The 19,192-nt window shown below is 50.3% G+C and carries 14 protein-coding genes; 9 read left to right on the forward strand and 5 right to left on the reverse strand.

What is annotated here, in order from left to right:
- Nucleotide 1 precedes the first annotated feature (1 nt).
- The gene (glnE, locus tag ACJ8W9_RS00215) at nt 2-2,779 is read left to right on the forward strand and encodes a bifunctional [glutamate--ammonia ligase]-adenylyl-L-tyrosine phosphorylase/[glutamate--ammonia-ligase] adenylyltransferase (protein WP_411368939.1); all 2,778 of its coding nucleotides are present in this window, start codon (nt 2-4) and stop codon (nt 2,777-2,779) included.
- On the opposite strand, the gene lpxL is transcribed toward glnE, so the two are convergent.
- The gene (gene lpxL, locus ACJ8W9_RS00220; RefSeq protein ID WP_411359267.1) at nt 2,776-3,705 is read right to left on the reverse strand and encodes an LpxL/LpxP family Kdo(2)-lipid IV(A) lauroyl/palmitoleoyl acyltransferase; all 930 of its coding nucleotides are present in this window, start codon (nt 3,703-3,705) and stop codon (nt 2,776-2,778) included. The genes glnE and lpxL overlap by 4 nt on opposite strands.
- Nucleotides 3,698-5,056, reverse strand: coding sequence for an outer membrane channel protein TolC (gene tolC / locus ACJ8W9_RS00225; protein WP_411357949.1), 1,359 nt, complete (start codon nt 5,054-5,056; stop codon nt 3,698-3,700). Before tolC ends, lpxL begins: the two co-directional genes overlap by 8 nt.
- 239 nt (nt 5,057-5,295) lie before the next feature.
- Between tolC and nudF the strand changes: the two genes are divergently transcribed.
- The 7 genes from nudF to ACJ8W9_RS00260 all read left to right on the forward strand — a co-directional run bounded on the left by nudF (nt 5,296) and on the right by ACJ8W9_RS00260 (nt 13,125).
- Entirely contained in the window at nt 5,296-5,898 is a 603-nt protein-coding gene (gene nudF, locus ACJ8W9_RS00230; RefSeq protein ID WP_411357950.1) for an ADP-ribose diphosphatase, read from the forward strand.
- Nucleotides 5,895-6,335, forward strand: a complete 441-nt coding sequence (locus ACJ8W9_RS00235; protein WP_411357951.1) for a DUF1249 domain-containing protein — start codon at nt 5,895-5,897, stop codon at nt 6,333-6,335. Before nudF ends, ACJ8W9_RS00235 begins: the two co-directional genes overlap by 4 nt.
- Before the next feature lie 76 nt (nt 6,336-6,411).
- Nucleotides 6,412-8,304: a DNA topoisomerase IV subunit B gene (gene parE, locus ACJ8W9_RS00240; RefSeq protein ID WP_411357952.1), complete on the forward strand. Its 1,893-nt coding sequence runs from the start codon at nt 6,412-6,414 to the stop codon at nt 8,302-8,304.
- A 14-nt stretch (nt 8,305-8,318) separates the two neighbouring features.
- Nucleotides 8,319-10,565: a DNA topoisomerase IV subunit A gene (gene parC / locus ACJ8W9_RS00245; protein ID WP_411357953.1), complete on the forward strand. Its 2,247-nt coding sequence runs from the start codon at nt 8,319-8,321 to the stop codon at nt 10,563-10,565.
- Between the two features lie 60 nt (nt 10,566-10,625).
- Entirely contained in the window at nt 10,626-11,357 is a 732-nt protein-coding gene (locus tag ACJ8W9_RS00250) for a 1-acylglycerol-3-phosphate O-acyltransferase (protein ID WP_411357954.1), read from the forward strand.
- A gap of 5 nt (nt 11,358-11,362) precedes the next feature.
- The gene (gene rraB / locus ACJ8W9_RS00255; RefSeq protein ID WP_411359268.1) at nt 11,363-11,716 is read left to right on the forward strand and encodes a ribonuclease E inhibitor RraB; all 354 of its coding nucleotides are present in this window, start codon (nt 11,363-11,365) and stop codon (nt 11,714-11,716) included.
- Nucleotides 11,717-11,766: 50 nt separating this feature from the next.
- Complete coding sequence (locus tag ACJ8W9_RS00260) at nt 11,767-13,125, forward strand: GntP family permease (protein WP_411357955.1); 1,359 nt, start codon at nt 11,767-11,769, stop codon at nt 13,123-13,125.
- On the opposite strand, the gene ACJ8W9_RS00265 is transcribed toward ACJ8W9_RS00260, so the two are convergent.
- The 3 genes from ACJ8W9_RS00265 to pepA are packed head-to-tail and all read right to left on the reverse strand — an operon-like array spanning nt 13,120 to nt 17,965.
- Nucleotides 13,120-15,984 (reverse strand): valine--tRNA ligase, encoded by a 2,865-nt coding sequence (locus ACJ8W9_RS00265; protein ID WP_411359886.1) that lies wholly within the window; start codon nt 15,982-15,984, stop codon nt 13,120-13,122. The genes ACJ8W9_RS00260 and ACJ8W9_RS00265 overlap by 6 nt on opposite strands.
- 21 nt (nt 15,985-16,005) lie before the next feature.
- Nucleotides 16,006-16,455, reverse strand: a complete 450-nt coding sequence (locus tag ACJ8W9_RS00270; RefSeq protein ID WP_411357957.1) for a DNA polymerase III subunit chi — start codon at nt 16,453-16,455, stop codon at nt 16,006-16,008.
- Between the two features lie 4 nt (nt 16,456-16,459).
- Nucleotides 16,460-17,965 (reverse strand): leucyl aminopeptidase, encoded by a 1,506-nt coding sequence (pepA, locus tag ACJ8W9_RS00275; protein ID WP_411357958.1) that lies wholly within the window; start codon nt 17,963-17,965, stop codon nt 16,460-16,462.
- A gap of 123 nt (nt 17,966-18,088) precedes the next feature.
- Here pepA and lptF point away from each other — a divergent pair, with 123 nt between their 5' ends.
- Nucleotides 18,089-19,192, forward strand: a complete 1,104-nt coding sequence (gene lptF, locus ACJ8W9_RS00280; RefSeq protein WP_411357959.1) for an LPS export ABC transporter permease LptF — start codon at nt 18,089-18,091, stop codon at nt 19,190-19,192.

Raw genomic sequence — 19,192 nt, forward strand, 5'->3', positions numbered from 1 at the left:
GATGACAGAATCACAGTTGTTGCAACGCATCGATACCATAAGTGCTTTTGTTGCTCGCGTGCGTGAGCAACAACCTGATGCAGTCAAGCTCGATGCACAAGGGAAGATTAGCATTCCTTCAGTCAGCTCGTATTTAAGTGAATTGCAAAACTTGATGTCTGAAGCTACGAATGAAGCGAGCGCTCAAAGTATTCTGCGGCGTACTCGCGAGCGTTGGTTTGCAACGCTTGCGGCAGCCGACCTTGCCGACCAGATTGCATTACCCACCATGCTCGAACACATCAGTGCTGCAGCCGACGCGCTGATTACGGTCGCGCGTGACTGGGCAATGCAGTCGTTGGTCGAGCGCTACGGTACGCCACTTGATGGAAATGGCAATACGCAGCAATTGATGATCATTGGTATGGGCAAGCTCGGTGGCCGAGAACTCAACTTTTCATCCGATATTGATTTGATTTTTTGCTATCCCGAACGAGGTGAAACTGATCATCCGCGCAAACCCCTTGAAACCGATGTGTTCTTTACCAAGCTGGTGCAGGCTGTGGTGAATTTACTCGACACAGTCACCGGTGACGGGCGGGTATTTCGCGTCGATCTGCGGTTACGGCCGTTTGGCCAATCTGGGCCTGTGGTCACCAGCCTTGCGGCGCTTGAATACTACTACCAAGAGCAAGGACGCGACTGGGAACGTTACGCCATGGTCAAAGCGCGATTGATTGGCGCTACTGCGCAGCAGCAGAAACAGCTGCAACAGTTGTTACGTCCGTTTGTCTATCGCCGCTACATCGATTTCTCAGCAATCGATGCCTTGCGCAAGATGAAAAACCTCATCACCCAAGAAACGCGACGCCAAGGCGTACAGGACAATATTAAATTGGGGCCAGGAGGTATTCGCGAAGTCGAGTTTATTGCGCAAACTTTCCAACTCATTCGTGGTGGTCAAGAACGGCAATTACAGACACAAAGTCTTTATCAGGCCTATACGGCAATCGCCGAGTTAGAGCTCCTACCAGCCGCTACGATTAACACCTTGCTTGATGGCTACGGATTCTTGCGTAAGCTGGAACATGTGTTGCAGCAGCTGAACGATGAGCAAACACAGACATTGCCGACCGAAGCTGAGAAGCAAGAGCGTGTGGCGCTTGCCTTTAGCATGTCTTGGTCCGAGTTATTGGCGAAAACTGAAACGGTTATGGCAGCTATCCACCAGCATTTTCGTGATGTGATTGGCGACAACGAGCAAGACGAAGAAGATGCGGGAGCTTTGCAGTTACTTTGGCAAGACATGGTCGAGGAGACGACTGCCCTTGATGTATTGCTCGAAGCAGGCTTGAACAAGCAACGCGCCCAGCAAATTTGGCAAGCAGTTAGTGAACTGCGGATGGAGCTCCGTAAGCGCGGTAGTGGTCCGCGTGGACGCAAAGCTATGGCGCGTTTGGTACCTACTTTATTACAGCGCGCCTTGCCTTTGGCTGATGCCGAAGTGGTCATTGAGCGTGTGTTTGGCGTGTTGCGGCAAATTATGACCCGCACTGCGTATGTCGAATTATTGGTTGAAAATCAGGGCGCGCGTGAGCAACTCATCAAATTATGCCGCGCCAGCTCGTGGTTAGCTAAACATCTAGCGAACTATCCGATTTTGTTGGATGAACTGATCGATCCTCGCCATCTATATGAGCTGCCTGAACTGACCGCATACCCAGTCATTGTGAATGAGTATTTGCTGCGGATTCCAGAGCATGAAGAAGATCTGGAAGCACAAATGAATGGCTTGCGCCAAGCCCGGCAATCCTGTCAGTTAAAAATCGCTGCGGCTGACATTAGTGGTGCGTTGCCGTTAATGAAGGTCAGCGACCACCTGAGTTATTTGGCCGAGGCGATTATCGGTCATGTGGTGCGCCTTGCATGGCAGCAACTGACCCATAAATATGGTGCGCCCCCAGGGCGGAGTCTGGAAGATACCGGCCTAGCAGTGATTGCTTACGGAAAATTGGGGGGGCTGGAGCTTAGCTATAGCTCCGACCTTGACTTGGTTTTTGTGACCGATAGTGACTATCAAGGCGAGACGGATGGTGCCAAGCCCATTGAAGTTCAGCAGTTTTATTTGCGCTTGGCGCAGCGAATCCTGCATTTATTTACCACTCGTACCATGATTGGCATTTTGTACGATGTCGATATGCGTTTACGGCCCTCTGGCAAAGCGGGGCTTTTGGTGACGCGACTCGAAACCTATGAAGGCTATTTACAGGATGAGGCATGGACCTGGGAGTTGCAGGCTTTAGTAAGAGCGCGTGCGGTATTCGGCCAAGCCTCATTACGTGAGGCATTCGCCACTATGCGCGCACAACAGCTGTGCCGCTCGCGCGACGCTCAAGAGTTAGCTGATCAGGTGGTGACCATGCGCGAAAAAATGCGCGCCCATAAGTTACAGAAAACTGAAGGCCACGCTTTCGACTTAAAGCAAGGTGTTGGGGGTATCACGGACATTGAATTTTTGGTGCAGTTTCTAGTACTACGTTATGCGGCAGAATACCCTGAACTTACCACTTGGACAGATAATGTGCGTATTCTGGAACAAGTGGCCAATCTCGACTTGTTGCCTGCTGAGCAAGCGAATCAATTGATTGCGACTTATGTACGGTGTCGAGAATGGTTACATCAACTTGCGCTCGATGACCGTGGTAATGTGACGCACCAGCCGGTAGCAAAAGAACGTAAAGTGGTCACCGAGGCTTGGCAGCATTGCTTCGCTGCCGTGCTCGAAGATCACAAGGATTAACGGCGATAAAGGTCGGGATCGCTCTCGTTTGGTCGTGTTTTGAAGCGTCTATGTACCCATAAATATTGCTCAGGGCATTGCATGACGGCGTACTCGACCATTTGATTAACGCGAGTAACATCGGCCACATCATCGCCCGTCGGAAAGTTCTCAAACTCCGGATAGAACGTCATATCGTAGCCACTACCGTCGTCACGACGAAAGCAGGTGACAGGCAATACCGCACAATTGTCATGCGCCGCAAATAACAGCGTACCGGTTGTGGTACTGGTCTGTTCAACGGCAAAAAAGGGTGCAAATACAGTACGGCGTCGACCGTAATCTTGATCGGGCAGGTAACCAGCAATTTCACCCTGAGCGATAGCTTGCATCATGCTGCGCACATCGGTACGCGGGATCATATATTTGTTGGAGCGCCCACGTCCGCGAGTTTGCAAAAACTCCATTACCGCATTGTTGTGTGGACGGTAGAGTCCCACTGCAGGTTGCACAAAACCGTGCAAGCGCGCATGCACTTCAAGGCTCAGAAAATGAAACAGCAACAACAACACACCCTTGCCTTCTTGCAACGCAGCCTCGAGGTGTTCAACGCCGTGTACATGTAATTTGCGGCGAATGCGCCAGTCGGGCCACCACCATGCCATACCGGTTTCGAAAAATGCGACGCCGGTATTTTTCATGTTTTTGGCAACGAGCTTTTCAATCTCAGTGGCAGTTTTATCAGGAAAGCACAGCTCAAGATTTCGCCGAGCGATATCCGCACGGCGCGGCACGAATTTGTAAAACAGGTTACCGAGACCACGGCCCATAGCGAGCTGCCAGCGATACGGTAACCAGGAGATAAAATAAAGAAGGCCGACCCCTAACCAGGTCAGCCAATACTTAGGAAGTAAAAACCTTGCTTCGAACTTCGGTTTCTCAATTATTTTCATTAATTAGACTTGCGTTAATTGCCATCAGATCTTGTTCACCGATCTTACCTGAAGCTTGCTGCAGTGTCAGTGATTGACGGATGTAATTATAACGCGCAGTCGAGAGATTACGACGAGCATTGTAAAGGTTACGGGTACTATCAAGTACATCTACAATGGTACGAGTGCCGACTTCAAAACCGGTTTGCGTCGCTTTCAAAGCCGATTCAGCAGAAACGACAGCTTGTTCAAGTGCACTAATTGTTGAAATTGAAGCGACCACATCATAAAAAGCGTTACGAACTTCACGCTCTACACTGCGGCGGGTAAATTCCAACTGTTGGCTGCTTGCAACATAGTTTGCACGTGCTTGCTCAGCTTGTGATGAGGTACGGAATCCACTGAAAATAGGCACATTCAAAGATAAACCAATCGATGAACTATCCATCCGCGGAGTGTTGTTGGTGCGACCTTGTACTTCGCTTTCGCTATCTGAAGTGCTGAAACTGCCCGATAGTGAAACACGCGGGTAATGCCCGGCTAAGGCAAGATCAATTTGCTGGTCAGAAATTTCGACGGCAACGCGTTGGACTAGCAACTGTAGGTTTTTGTCTTCAGCCGTGGTGACCCAACTGTCAGCAGCTTCTGGCGATGGCGAAGTTGGCGAAAATGACTCGGTATCAAGTCGTGCCAAGTCTTCGTGGTACCGACCGGTGATTTCACGTAGGCCTTCTTGTGCGATTTCGACTGCGTTACGAGCTTGGATTTCACGCGCTACGGCTTGGTCAAACTGCGCTTGCGCTTCATGAACGTCAGTAATTGCAGTAAGACCAACAGAGAAACGCTGTTTCGTTTGCTCTAATTGACGCTCAATGGCGCGCTTTTCGGCCTCGGCAAATTCGAGGTCATCCATGCGCTCGAGTACTGAGAAGTACGCGTTTACGACGCGAATCATCAATTGCTGGCGCTCGTTTAAATAGTTCACTTCTGCTTGGTAGGCTTGTTTTTCAGCGATTTGGGTTTGTTCCCAAGTCGCTTTATTGAAAACCGTTTGGCTTAAATTGACGCCGGCATTCCAGCCGGTCGAAGTGACATCGTACATAAAGATGTTACCACCGCTGTCAAAATCAAGCGTCTCGCGAGTCGAGCGGTTGTAGCCAGCCTCGAAGCCCAGTTGTGGCCACCAATCGGCTTCGGCGATATTGAGTCCTTGCTTAGCCGCTTCACGTTGCGCTTCGGCTTGTTTCAGCGTTGGATCATTTTGTAGGGCAAGTTGGAAAACCTGTGCGAGGTCATCAGCGTATACTACAGAGCTACCTGCAGCGAAGGTAAGGCCGATAACAGCAGAAAGAATCGTTTTTTTCATGAGTTCAGTGGTCCTGAATGGTTGTTCTGGCTCAAATGACCGTTGCTAATTTTGTTTGGTATTTTACATACACAATTGAATGATTACTAGCATACTCCGATGGCTTGTCGGATTCATGCTTTCAGTTGCAACAGAAATCGGTTAAATGTAACCAATTATGAGCAAAACGTGCGAATTTACTGTCGTTTATTTATTTTAGTAGATTCTAATATACGAAATCAAAAGACAAAAGGTTTACAGTGCAAAAATTTAATCATCAAGATTTTAAGATTATAGAACGTGAATCGATACGTGAGGGATTTTTGAGCCTTTATCGCTACCGCATTCAGCATCGTTTGTTTGCCGGCGGTTGGTCAGCGGTTTTTGATCGCGAATTAATGGAGCGTGGGCATGCGGTAGTGGTTTTACCCTATGACGTGCAGCGTGACAGTTTGGTATTGCTAGAACAATTTCGTATTGGCGCGCTTGAGCAACAAGACTCACCTTGGTTACTTGAGTTTGTGGCCGGTATGATTGACCCAGGCGAGAGCGCTGATAGTGTTGCACACCGCGAACTCGAAGAAGAAGCCGGTTTGCAAAGTGATAAAATGCACTATGCAATGACCTACTTGTCGACCCCCGGCGGCTGCAGTGAAAAAATTTCGGTTTATATTGCCGAAGTCGACAGTAGCAAAGCGAGTCGTCACGGCGGACTTGCCACTGAAAACGAAGATATTTTAGTGCATGTACTTTCGCGTAGCGAAGTGGTTGCCTTGCTGGAGCAAGGAAAAATTAACAACGCTGCCAGTGTCATTGGTCTACAATGGTTACAACTTCATTTGGAGCAACTCAAAGCATCATGATTAAAGATGTCAAACGCCAACGCTATCAATTTGACTTAGCGGCCTTGCAACGCTTGGCTGCCGTCAACTATGCAGCATTGCTTAAAGTGGTTGCACAAATGAAGCAAGGCGGTGAGCGCTTGATTAAAGTAGGGCAGCATTTACATTTTCGCGTTGCGGTGTTGCAACGTGCACCCTACACCACGGACATTCGCATTAAACAACAAGCTTTGAGTAAACAGCTACCGGGGTTAGTGGAAGCTGAACTTGAAGTGCGTTTGTATCATGATGCGCAACTGGCCGAGGTGACTCGGAGTCAACATGTTCAGCGTTTACAGCCAGTCTATCAACAGCCCAATCCAGCTATGCATCAAAGTAATGAAAAATTCCAAGTGAATAAATTTCTGCAGGAATGGCTCGAACTTATTCGCGAACGCGGACTTGCCACCGAATACTAGCTTGAGTTTATGCTCGTCCTGTAACAGTATATGAGCATCCTATAACTACAATTCTTGTCACCGAAAAGAAGAGCGCATGTCAGACTATAAAGCAGATGCGATAGAGGTCCTCAATGGCCTCGAGCCGGTGCGACGCCGCCCCGGCATGTATACGGACACCACCCGTCCTAATCACCTTGGTCAAGAAGTCATCGACAACAGTGTTGATGAAGCTTTGGCTGGCCATGCTCAACAAATTATTGTTACTTTGCACCCCGATCAATCCTTAGAAGTTGAAGATGATGGTCGCGGTATGCCGGTTGACATTCATCCTGAAGAAGGAGTTCCCGGCGTTGAGTTGATCATGACGAAACTCCATGCCGGCGGTAAGTTTTCGAATAAAAGCTACAACTTCTCTGGTGGTTTGCACGGCGTTGGTATTTCCGTGGTAAACGCGCTGTCAACGCGCGTAGACATTAAGGTTAAGCGCGACGGCCAAGTTTATGAAATGGCTTTCGAGCATGGCGACAAGGTCAGCGAGCTTACCGTTACCGGCACAGTTGGTAAGCGCAACACAGGTACCAGCGTGCATTTTTGGCCTGATGCCAGCTATTTCGACTCGGCTAAGTTCTCGGTAACCAAGCTAACCTATTTGCTGCGCGCCAAGGCAGTTTTGTGTCCCGGCCTGAAAATTATTTTCCGCAATTTAGTCGATAACAGTGAACAGAGCTGGCAATACGAAGACGGTTTACGCGACTACTTAGTTGAAGCCGTAGAAGAATTGCCGACCCTGCCAGAAGAACCCTTTATTGGTAGCTTCAAAGGCAAAGAAGAAGCTGTCGATTGGGCAGTTACTTGGTTGCCTGAGGGTGGCGAAGGTATTGCTGAAAGCTACGTGAACTTAATTCCGACTCCACAAGGGGGAACCCACGTCAACGGCTTACGGCAGGGGCTTCTAGATGCGATGCGCGAATTCTGTGAGTTTCGTAACTTACTCCCGCGTGGCGTTAAGCTAACGCCAGAAGATATCTGGGAGCGTTGCTGCTTTATTCTGTCGGTGAAGATGCAAGACCCACAGTTTGCGGGGCAAACCAAAGAGCGTTTGTCCTCTCGGCAAACTGCAGCCTTTGTTTCAGGCGTGGTGAAAGATGCGTTCAGCTTGTGGCTGAATGAACATACTGAACAAGCCGAACAACTGGCTGAATTGTGCATCAATAACGCCCAGCGCCGTATGCGGGCGAGTAAAAAAGTGGTCCGTAAAAAAGTCACACAAGGTCCACCGTTGCCGGGCAAGCTCACGGATTGTGCGAGTCAAGATACTGCCCGTAGTGAGTTGTTCTTAGTTGAAGGTGATTCCGCAGGCGGCTCGGCGAAGCAAGCGCGGGACCGCGACTTTCAGGCCGTGATGCCACTGCGCGGTAAGATTTTGAATACCTGGGAAGTAGAATCCGATCAAATCCTCGGCTCACAAGAGATCCATGATATTTCAGTTGCCCTTGGCGTTGACCCTGACTCTGACGATTTAGAAAAACTGCGTTATGGCAAAATTTGTATTCTTGCCGATGCCGACTCCGATGGCCTGCACATTGCCACGCTGCTCTGTGCCTTGTTCGTAAAACACTTTCGCGCGTTGGTTGACCATGGTCATATTTACGTGGCAATGCCGCCGCTTTATCGAATCGACGTTGGTAAAGAAGTCCATTATGCGCTCGATGAAGACGAGAAACAGGGTATCCTGGATCGAATTGAGGCCGACAAACGCAAAGGCAAAGTCAACGTACAACGCTTTAAAGGCCTGGGTGAAATGAACCCGTTGCAGTTACGCGAAACAACCATGGATCCGAATACGCGACGCTTGGTGCAGTTAACTGTAGATGAAGTTGAGGCCACCCAAGAGTTGATGGATATGTTGCTCGCTAAGAAACGTTCTGGCGATCGCCGTGATTGGCTTGAGAGCAAGGGTAACCTTGTCGACTTGGCAGAGTTGTAAGGAGAAATACGAGCATGTCGATGGATACCAACATTGTCGAACGCATTCCGTTACGCCGTTTTACCGAAGATGCGTATTTAAACTATTCCATGTACGTCATTATGGACCGCGCCTTGCCACACATTGGTGACGGCTTGAAGCCGGTCCAACGGCGGATCATTTATGCCATGTCGGAGCTAGGGCTTTCGGCGCTAGCAAAGTATAAGAAATCAGCGCGTACGGTCGGTGACGTGCTCGGCAAATTTCACCCGCATGGTGACAGCGCTTGCTATGAAGCTATGGTGCTGATGGCGCAACCGTTTTCATATCGCTACCCGTTGGTTGACGGGCAAGGTAACTGGGGCTCTCCGGATGATCCCAAATCCTTTGCTGCGATGCGCTATACCGAAGCGCGGCTATCTCGCTTTAGCGAGGTACTGCTTAGCGAGTTAGGGCAGGGAACTTCAGATTGGGTGCCCAACTTTGATGGCACTATGAAAGAGCCGCGGATACTGCCGGCCCGTTTGCCACACATTCTACTCAATGGTGTGACCGGCATTGCGGTTGGCATGGCGACGGATATTCCGCCGCACAATGCACGTGAGGTCGCTCATGCTTGCGCGTTGCTGCTCGAAAAACCAAGCGCTGATTTAACTGAGATCATGGAACACTTACGTGGTCCCGATTACCCGACTGATGCTGAAATCATCACACCGCACGATGAAATCGTGAAGCTCTATGAGTCAGGTCGCGGCAGTATTCGGATGCGCGCCAAATATGCGTTGGAAGACGGTGAAGTGGTGATTTATGCGTTACCGCATCAAGCTTCTGGCGCCAAGGTGTTGGAGCAAATCGCTGGACAAATGCAAGCGAAGAAATTGCCAATGGTATCGGATTTGCGTGATGAGTCCGACCATGAAAACCCCACGCGATTAGTCGTCGTGCCGCGCTCCAATCGTGTTGATATTGAGCAAATGATGCAACACTTGTTCGCGACCACCGACCTCGAGAAACAATACCGCGTTAACTTGAACATGCTCGGCCTAGACGGTCGTCCTCAAGTTAAACCGATTCTGAATGTGTTAAAAGAATGGTTGCAGTACCGTCAGCAAACAGTTGTGCGCCGCTTGCAGCATCGCCTAGATAAAGTCTTGGCGCGCTTGCACATCCTAGAAGGCTTGTTGATTGCGTATCTGAATATCGACGAAGTGATTGCCATCATTCGCTATGAGGATGAGCCTAAAGCTGAGTTAATGAAGCGCTTCCAACTGACGGAAACCCAGGCTGAAGCAATTCTTGAGTTGAAATTACGGCATTTGGCGAAACTCGAAGAAATGAAGCTTAAAGGCGAACAAGACGAGCTAGAGAAAGAGCGCGAGCAGCTTGAGTTATTATTAAGCTCTGATCGTCGTCTGAAAACGCTTATTCGCAAAGAAATTCTAGCTGACGCCGAGAAGTATGGTGACGATCGCCGTTCACCGCTGATTGAGCGCGAAGAAGCCAAAGCACTCAGCGAGCGTGACTTGACACCTGCTGAACCGGTCACCGTGGTGCTGTCGCAAAAAGGCTGGGTACGTGCAGCTAAAGGGCACGATGTTGATGGTACTAGCCTCGCCTACAAATCTGGTGATAGCTTCTTAGCCAGCGCGCAAGGCAAGAGTAATCAGCAAGTGGTGTTCCTCGATAGTTCCGGCCGGAGCTTCTCCTGTGAAGCCCATTTGTTGCCGTCGGCACGCACGCAAGGTGAGCCATTAACCGGGCGCTTTAGCCTGGTTTCTGGTGAAACCATTGATCAGGTGATGATGGCTAAAGATGAGCAGCGTTATTTGTTAGCCTCTGATGCGGGCTATGGTTTTGTCTGTAAATTTGCTGATTTGGTGAGTCGTAATAAGAATGGTAAAGCTATCTTAAACCTGCCAACGGGTGCGAAAATTTTGCCACCGAACAAAGTTGAATCACTCGAGAATGACATGTTGGTGGTGGTTTCTAACGAAGGCCGAATGTTAATCTTCCCAGTTGCCGATTTGCCTGAATTAGCCAAAGGTAAGGGCAACAAGATGATAAGTATTCCGGCATTGCGAGCACAATCCCGTGAAGAGTATGTGGTGGCGACCAACGTCGTTCCTGGCGATGCCGCGATCACCTTGCTGGCAGGCAAGCGCAAGCTGACGTTGAAACCAGCAGATCTTGAACATTATCGCGGTGAGCGCGGACGTCGTGGCAACAAGTTACCGCGTGGTTTGCAGCGCGTTGATGCGATTGTGGTCGAAAGCCAAGACTGATCGGACGTTTTTTTGGTGTAAAACAGGTATACTAGCGAGCTGCAATCATAAGGAGACTGCATGCTCGCTGTTGTACGTATACTTTTATTAGGCTTGTTTATTGTCCTATCCGCCATTGTTGGCGTTATCGCCTGTGCCTTACGGCCATTTCACCCTAACAACACGCCGTTTTGGGCGCACTGGTACGGTCGCATGCACCGCATCTTAGGTGTTGAGCTTGAAATTCGTGAGCCTGAAGGGATAGAAGATAAAGGCCCGTACGTCTATATCGCGAACCATCAGAATACCTATGATATTTTCACCCTCAGCCGGGCAATGCCGAAACGTTCGGTGAGTATCGGCAAGAAAAGCCTGAAGTGGATCCCCTTTTTCGGTTGGTTGTATTGGCTGGCCGGTAACATTCTTATCGATCGCAAAAATACCGGTCGGGCGCGCGGCACCATTGATCAGGCAGCACAAGCGATTCGGCAGAAAAAGATCTCGGTATTGTTGTTCCCAGAAGGAACACGAAGTTATGGTCGGGGATTACTGCCGTTTAAAACCGGAGCTTTTCGCACGGCACTGCAAGCGGAAGTACCTATCGTACCGATCTGTGTGTCAAATCTACATGGGCGGATCAAACTGAATCGTTGGAACAACGGCAAAGTGATTATTGAGATGCTTCCCGCCATTGACACCTCAGGCTATTCTGGTGACAGTGTGCGCGCATTGGTAGCAAAATGTCATGAAGCAATGCGCAGCAAAATTAGCGAACTTGACCACGAACTGGCGCTTGCCGAGGAGTCAAAATAATGACCATGAGTAAAGACGAAATTCAACAACAAACAACCGAAACTGTGGCTGCTTTGTTAGACGATGGTGCGCCTGCAGATGTTGATTTTCCAATTGAGCATCACCTAGCGAGCCCCGATTTTACCAAACTCGAGAAAGCCGCTGTAGAATTAGTGAAACTTGGTTTTCACGTTGATGACGCCGACGAGTTCGAGCTCGACGATGGCACGCGGTGGTTTGCATTTGCGGCGCTTAGCGAATTGCCGTTAGATGAAGCGCAACTGATTGAACAAGCTCAACAAGTGAACGATATTGCCAAAGCCACCGGGGTCGAATACGATGGCTGGGGCACGTATTACGGTGACGACGAAGAAGAATAAGTAGTCAGCACGTCGCCGAGCCCCCAATAACAATAACTAGGGGCGTTCTCATGATTGCAGATTTAGGTCTTATTGCCGGCGTGGCGCTACTTATTTGGTTGGCGCTGCGCGGTGTCAACATCCTGCTCGCGGTGTTGCTGTCGATTTTATTGATCGGTCTTACCAACAGCATTCCTATCGCCGATGTTTTTCTTAAACACTTCCCATTTGGCGCTTCTGGCGCTTTTAGTTTTGCTGGCAACTTCCTACTGCTGTTCTTATGTGGTGGCTTGTTTGGACGGGTCATGGCCACCAGCCATGCGGCTCAAGGTGTTGCTATGGGGATTGCCCGACGGCTCGGCCAACGGCAAGCCTTGTGGATCGCTATGCTCGTCTGCGCACTGCTAACCTACGGCGGTGTGGTGGTCTTTGTCGTGATGTTTACTATGTATCCGATTGGCGTCACGCTGATGCGCACGGCAAACATCCCACGGCGCATCTATGCTGCTGCTATCGCGCTAGGTGCGGGCACTTTTACTATGACAGCGTTGCCAGGAACGCCTTCTATTCACAACGTCATCGCGGCTCGTAGTTTGGGTACGGATCTCTTTGCCGGTGGTTGGCTGGGGATTGTTGCGGCCTTAGTGATGATGTTTGTCGGTATGTGGTATCTACAGTGGCAATGGCGTCGCGCCGTTGCCAATGGAGAAAACTATGTGGCCAATGATAAAGATCAGCAAATGGCCGCGTTAGCACCCAGCGATGATGCTCACCTACCGAGTCTACTGCGTTCAATTGCACCTGTGGTCATTGTGTTAGCTACCATAGTGCTGCCACGACTACTGCAAAGCTTTGGTTTGGCCTATGAATGGCAGAGTTTTGCCGCCGGTCAGCCGGTACTATGGGCGAGTTTTGCTTTATTAGTCGGTAGCTTAAGCTGTTGGTTATTGTTTGCACCATTGCGTGGACAGTTTGTTACGGCAGCAGGGCGCGGTGTCGATGATGCAATGCTGCCATTGATTAATACCGCAGCGGTGATTGGTTTCGGAGGGGTGGTCATTCAAACCAGCGGTTTTCATGAATTTGCTGGGTGGTTGCTTGGCTTAGAAATACCTTCGTTGTTGTCTGTTTTTGTCTCGGCCAACTTGATTTCAGGGGTCACTGCTTCAGCCTCTGGTGGTCTACAAATCTTTATGTCGAGTCTTGCTCCAGAATATCTAGCTGATGGGGTAGCGCCGGAGTTATTGCATCGGATTGCCAACCTAGCTGCGGGTGGCTTAGATTCGTTGCCGCATTCGGGGGCAGTGATTGCGCTGTTTACGCTGATGGGGTTGAGCCACAAAGAAGCCTATAAAGACATCTTTGTGGTCACCGTATTGATTCCAATGCTTGCTGCATTAGTGGCAGTGGTTGCGGCGCTGCTGTTATAGCGCCGCAATTTTCGCCCGTTGTTGCTGTAATTGCTGCAATGTCTCTTCAGCGTTTTGCAGCTTCTCGCGCTCTTTTGCGATAACGTCTTCTGGTGCTTTCGCGACGAAGTTTTCGTTACTTAGCTTGCGCGCAAACATGGCAACTTCTTTCTCGGCTTTTTCCAGTGCCTTATCGAGCCGCGCCAATTCGGCCGCGGTATCGATGAGACCCGCCATTGGAATATGAATCTCCATACGTCCAACCAATGCCGTTGCTGAAGCTGGCGCATCATCGACTGTGGCTAAGAATTCCAGCGACTCTAGCTTTGCCAACGCACTCAAGAAATTGGCATTTTGCTCTAACCGCGTACGAGCAGTGTCATCGGCATTGGCAATCAATACCGGTAATGGTTTGCTCGGCGATAGATTCATTTCGCCACGAATATTGCGGATCCCAACAATCACTTGCTTCAACCATTCCATGTCATCACGGGCATTCGCAAAGCGCTCCGGCTGCGGCTGCGGGTATGCCTGTAACATGATGGTGTCGCCTTTAGTGCCAGTGAGTGCGCCTGCAAGCGGGGCAACACGCTGCCAAATCTCTTCAGTGATAAATGGCAGCAGCGGGTGCAATAAGCGCAAGAGCTGCTCGAGAATGGTCACCAGCGTATTGCGCGTGCCACGTAACTCAGCTTCAGAGCCGTTAAACAGCACCGGCTTAGTCAGTTCCAGATACCAGTCGCAGAACTGGTTCCAAGTGAACTCATAAGCAATCGCCGCCGCTTGGTCGAAACGATAGTTATCGAGCGCATGGCGGAACTGTTTCACCGTATCGTTGAAACATTCGATGATCCACTGATCAGCGAGTGATAGCTGCATGTCGCCGCCTTGCACACCGCAATCCTGTTCTTCGGTGTTCATGAGTACGTAGCGACTTGCGTTCCAGAGCTTGTTACAGAAGTTCCGATAGCCTTCGAGGCGCTTCATGTCCCAGTTGATATCGCGCCCAGTTGAAGCCAGGGCGGCAAGGGTAAAGCGCAACGCATCGGTACCATGAGCGGTGATGCCTTCAGGGAATTGTGCTTGGGTACGTTTAGCAATTTTTGCTTCGAGTTGCGGCTGCATCATGTTGGCCGTGCGTTTCGCCACCAAGGTTTCGAGATCGATTCCATCAATCATGTCGAGCGGATCCAGCACGTTGCCTTTCGACTTCGACATCTTTTGTCCTTCTTCGTCACGGATCAAACCGGTAACGTAGACGGTTTTGAACGGCACTTGCGGTTTGCCATCTTGGTCTTTTAAGAAGTGCATGGTCATCATGATCATGCGCGCAACCCAGAAGAAAATGATGTCAAAACCTGTGACCAGTACATCGGTCGGGTGGAAGGTGCGCAAATCGTCGGTGTTTTCCGGCCACCCCAAGGTCGAGAAGGTCCAGAGGGCTGACGAAAACCAAGTATCCAAAACGTCATCGTCTTGGCGCAAATTCACCTGCGCATCCAGATTATGTTCGGCGCGTACTTCTGCTTCATCGCGGCCGACGTAAACATTCCCGTTATCGTCGTGCCATGCAGGAATGCGGTGACCCCACCATAGTTGGCGTGAAATACACCAGTCTTGGATGTCGCGCATCCAAGCAAAGTACATATTTTCGTATTGTTTTGGCACAAACTGGATGTCGCCGTCTTCTACTGCTTTAGTGGCGACTTCAGCAAGTGGGGCGACGCGCACATACCATTGATCGGTCAGATGCGGCTCAATTGGCACACCGCCACGGTCACCATAAGGAACTTTGTTGGTGTGCTTCTCGACTTTGTCGAGTAAGCCGGCCGCTTCAAAGTCAGCAACCACTTGTTTGCGAGCATCGAAACGATCTAAGCCTTGGTATGCTGCTGGCAAGGTACCATCGAAGCCGTCAATGGCGTCAATAGCCTCACCCGTTGCGGTGTACAAACCTGCTTGGTGACGCACTTTGGCGTGATCATCAAGCACTGCAATCATCGCCATTTGATGCCGTTTGCCAATTTCATAGTCGTTAAAGTCATGGGCCGGGGTGATTTTCACGCAACCGGTACCAAATTCTTGATCGACATAGCTGTCGGCAATAATAGGAATGCGACGCTTGACCAATGGTAACTCGATAAACTTACCCACTAAAGCTTGATAGCGTTCATCGTCTGGGTGCACAGCGACACACACGTCACCGAGCATGGTTTCAGGGCGTGTCGTTGCAACCACTAGGTAATCTTTACCATCCGCAGTTTGCGCGCCGTCCGCAAGTGGGTAACGCAAATGCCAGATATGACCTTGTTGCTCTTTATTTTCCACTTCGAGGTCAGAAATTGCGGTTTGCAACTTCGGATCCCAATTGACTAGGCGCTTACCACGGTAAATTAAGTTCTCCTTGTGCAAGCGCACAAAGACTTCTTTAACCGCGTTCGATAAACCTTCGTCCATAGTGAAACGCTCACGGTCCCAGTCGACCGAGTCACCGAGGCGACGCATTTGACTGGTAATAGTGCCACCGGATTGCGCTTTCCACTCCCACACTTTCTCAATAAAGTCATCACGACTCATATCCGTGCGGTTGATGCCTTGTGCCGCCAACTGCCGCTCGACCACCATTTGAGTAGCGATACCAGCGTGGTCTGAACCCACTTGCCAGAGCGTATTGTGACCATCCATCCGCTTGTAGCGGGTGAGGGTGTCCATAATGGTGTGCTGAAAAGCATGTCCCATATGTAAGCTGCCGGTCACGTTCGGCGGTGGGATCATAATGCAGTAGCTGCTGCCTTGGCCGGAGGGTTTGAAATAACCTGCCTGCTCCCATTTTTCATAGAGCGCTTGCTCAATAGCATGTGGCGAATACGTTTTGTCCATGCGAAACCTTCACGACGTTAATTAATTGGTTGTTGCTAATTCTACCGCGTTTACGGTACTCAGGTTAACGCCTTGCTGGCGATACCATTTAAATCTTTCACGCGCTAGTTGGCGCTGCGCGTCAGCATTGGGTACTTGATCGATGATCAACTGTGCCCCGGCAAATTGCGGTGCTGTTGGCATTAAGTTGACGATGACTTTACAGCGTCGCGTCGCAACCGCAGCTTCAGGCCAGCACAGCTCAACCGGTGCGCCTTGCGGTGGTCCTTCGCCGGCTAGGTTGTGTGGGATAAATGCATCAGCTGGACGTTGCCAGAGCAGTTCATCTAGCGCTTCAGCTTGCGCTTTATCAGCGCACCACACGCGAACGCTGCCAAGCTCACGCCAGCGTTCGGCGATCACTTGGCACAATAACGGCAGTTGCTGTTGTTCGGCAACGCCATCCATGACGTAAAAAATGCCGTGCACCATAAGCTTAATCCTGCTGCCCAGAACCCGCGCGGTTCAAGAGAAATTGCGTTAACAGCGGCACTGGACGTCCAGTTGCGCCTTTTTTCGCGCCGCTCCGCCATGCAGTACCTGCAATATCTAGGTGCGCCCAATGATACTTCTTGGTAAACCGTGATAAGAAGCAAGCCGCGGTAATAGTGCCAGCGTCACGGCCACCGAGGTTGGCCATATCGGCAAATGGACTCTCCAGCGCTTCTTGATACTCATCCCATAACGGTAAACGCCATGCCCGATCACCACTTTGTTCCGCCGCGCTCAGTAATTCATGAGCCAACGGGTTGTGACTACTCATCAAGCCACTGGCATGGTGCCCAAGGGCAATGATACAAGCCCCGGTTAAGGTGGCAATATCGACCACAGTGTCTGGATTGAAACGCTCAACGTAAGTGAGTGTATCGCACAGCACGAGGCGCCCTTCCGCATCGGTGTTCAGCACTTCTACGGTTTGTCCGCTCATGGTCGTGAGTACATCACCAGGGCGATAAGCTTTACCGTCAGGCATGTTTTCACAGCCGGCAATAGCACCGATAACATTGATCGGCAGATTCAGCTCCGCTAAGGTCTGCATCGCACCCAAAACTGAGGCTGCGCCACCCATGTCGTATTTCATTTCATCCATGTTGGCTGACGGCTTGATGGAAATACCACCGGCATCAAAGGTAAGACCCTTGCCGACCAAAATGATCGGTGCAACGTCATCAGCCGCGCCTTGGTAGTGCAATAACGTGAGTACTGACTCATGTTCTGAACCGCGTCCGACCGCAAGATACGCATTCATGCCAAGCTCCGCCATCTGCGCTTCGTCGACGGCACTGAATGACAGCTTGTCGTAATGCCCCGCCATTTGCTCGGCTTGCTCGGCTAAGTAGCGTGGCGTACAGATGTTCGGTGGCATATTGGCAACGTCGCGACAGACATTCATGCCTTTACTCACGGCCAAACCGTGTTGAATTGCTTTTTCGCCCACTGGAAGCTCGCGCCGTGTTGGGACGTTAAATACCAGCTTGCGCAACGGCCGACGTGGCTCTTCCTTGCGCGTTTTTAAATGGTTAAAAGTGTATAAGCCAGCTTGTGCTGCTTCGACCGCTTGACGGACTTTCCAGTAGGTATCACGACCTTTAACATGCAGCTCACTGAGAAAACAAACCGCTTCCATTGAACCTGTTTCATTCAAAGTATGAATGGTTTTCTCGATAATTTGTTTATACTGACGTTCATCGAGTTCACGTTCCTTACCGCAGCCGACGAGCAAAACGCGTTCGCTGAGAATATTAGGAACGTGGTGGAGCAGTAAAACCTGTCCGGCTTTGCCTTCGAGATCACCGCGGCGAAGAAGGTTACTGAGATAGCCTTCACTGACAGCGTCGAGTTGTTCAGCCACACCAGATAAACGGCGTGGTTCGAAAACTCCGACGACGATACAGGCAGAACGTTGTTTTTCCGGACTGCCGCTTTTGACGCTAAACTCCATAGGTGCTCCTGTTTTCTGCGGTTGACAGGTTAGGGCTGCCATAGAATAATTCTTGGTAAAACGACAAGTTTACTGAAAAATTGCGTATTTTCCAGCAAAAACCAAAGTTAAGAGTGGTCACTAGTGCGTATATTCCGCTATTTAATGCGAGAAACCTTTAAATCTCAGATCGCTGTTTTAGCGGTCTTGATGACCATTTTTGTCAGCCAAAAATTTGTTCGGGTGCTCGCAGACGCCTCAGCTGGCGAAATCCCCGGCGAATTGGTGATCAAATTACTCGGCCTGAATCTACCCGCGCTGGCGGCGCTGATACTACCGTTAAGCCTTTTTTTGGGAATCTTGTTGGCCCATGGCCGCATTTATGCGGACAACGAAATGACGGTACTGCATGCCTGTGGTGTCAGTGAGTGGTATGTCACCCGAGTGACCCTGGTGTTAGCAACCATTCTTGCCATTATCACTGCAACTCTAACTTTGTGGCTGGTGCCTTGGTCGCTCGAGCAAGAGCGGCAAGTCGAAGAACGCGCGCGCTCAGATTCAGGGCTTTCGGTCATCATGCCGGGCCGCTTCCAACAGGCGAGCAACCAAAAAGCGGTTATTTTCGTGCAAGGTCTGACTGAGACCGGTGAGCTTGATGAAGTTTTCGTTGCCCAGTCTTTACGTGATGAAAATAATCGTGTGATCGGCGGTAGTGTCGTCATGGCAGATACCGGCAATGTGGTGGCGAATGAAAGCGGTTCACAACAGTTGGTGTTGAATCGCGGCACGCGTTACGCCCGCAGTGGCGAAGATAGCGATTATCAGGTGATGGAGTTTGGTAATTACCAGTTGCAGATCAAAGAGCAAGAGACGACTGAGTACATTCGCAAATTAGAAGCCTATGAAACCACAGAATTGTGGCGAGAGAATAACCCTGAAGCTGCGGCGGAATGGCAATGGCGCGTTGCAATCCCTCTAGCAATGCCGCTACTGACGCTGATTGCGGTACCTTTAAGTCGCGTTAACCCACGTCAAGGCAAGTTTGCGCGCATGACACCGGCACTGTTGATTTACCTCGGCTATTTCTTGTTGTTGATGGCCGCACGTTCAGCCGTTGCTGACGGAGCTATTCCTGCTTGGATAGGCTTGTGGTGGATTCATGTGTTGTTGTTGCTTTTTGGACTTATCTTGGTGGGCAAAGGCCGGCCGTTTGGTTTGCGTTTGTTAGCGCAGTTGCGGAGGTCTTAA

It is taken from the genome of Pseudidiomarina salilacus (genome assembly GCF_047323925.1).
Lineage (GTDB): Bacteria > Pseudomonadota > Gammaproteobacteria > Enterobacterales > Alteromonadaceae > Pseudidiomarina > Pseudidiomarina salilacus.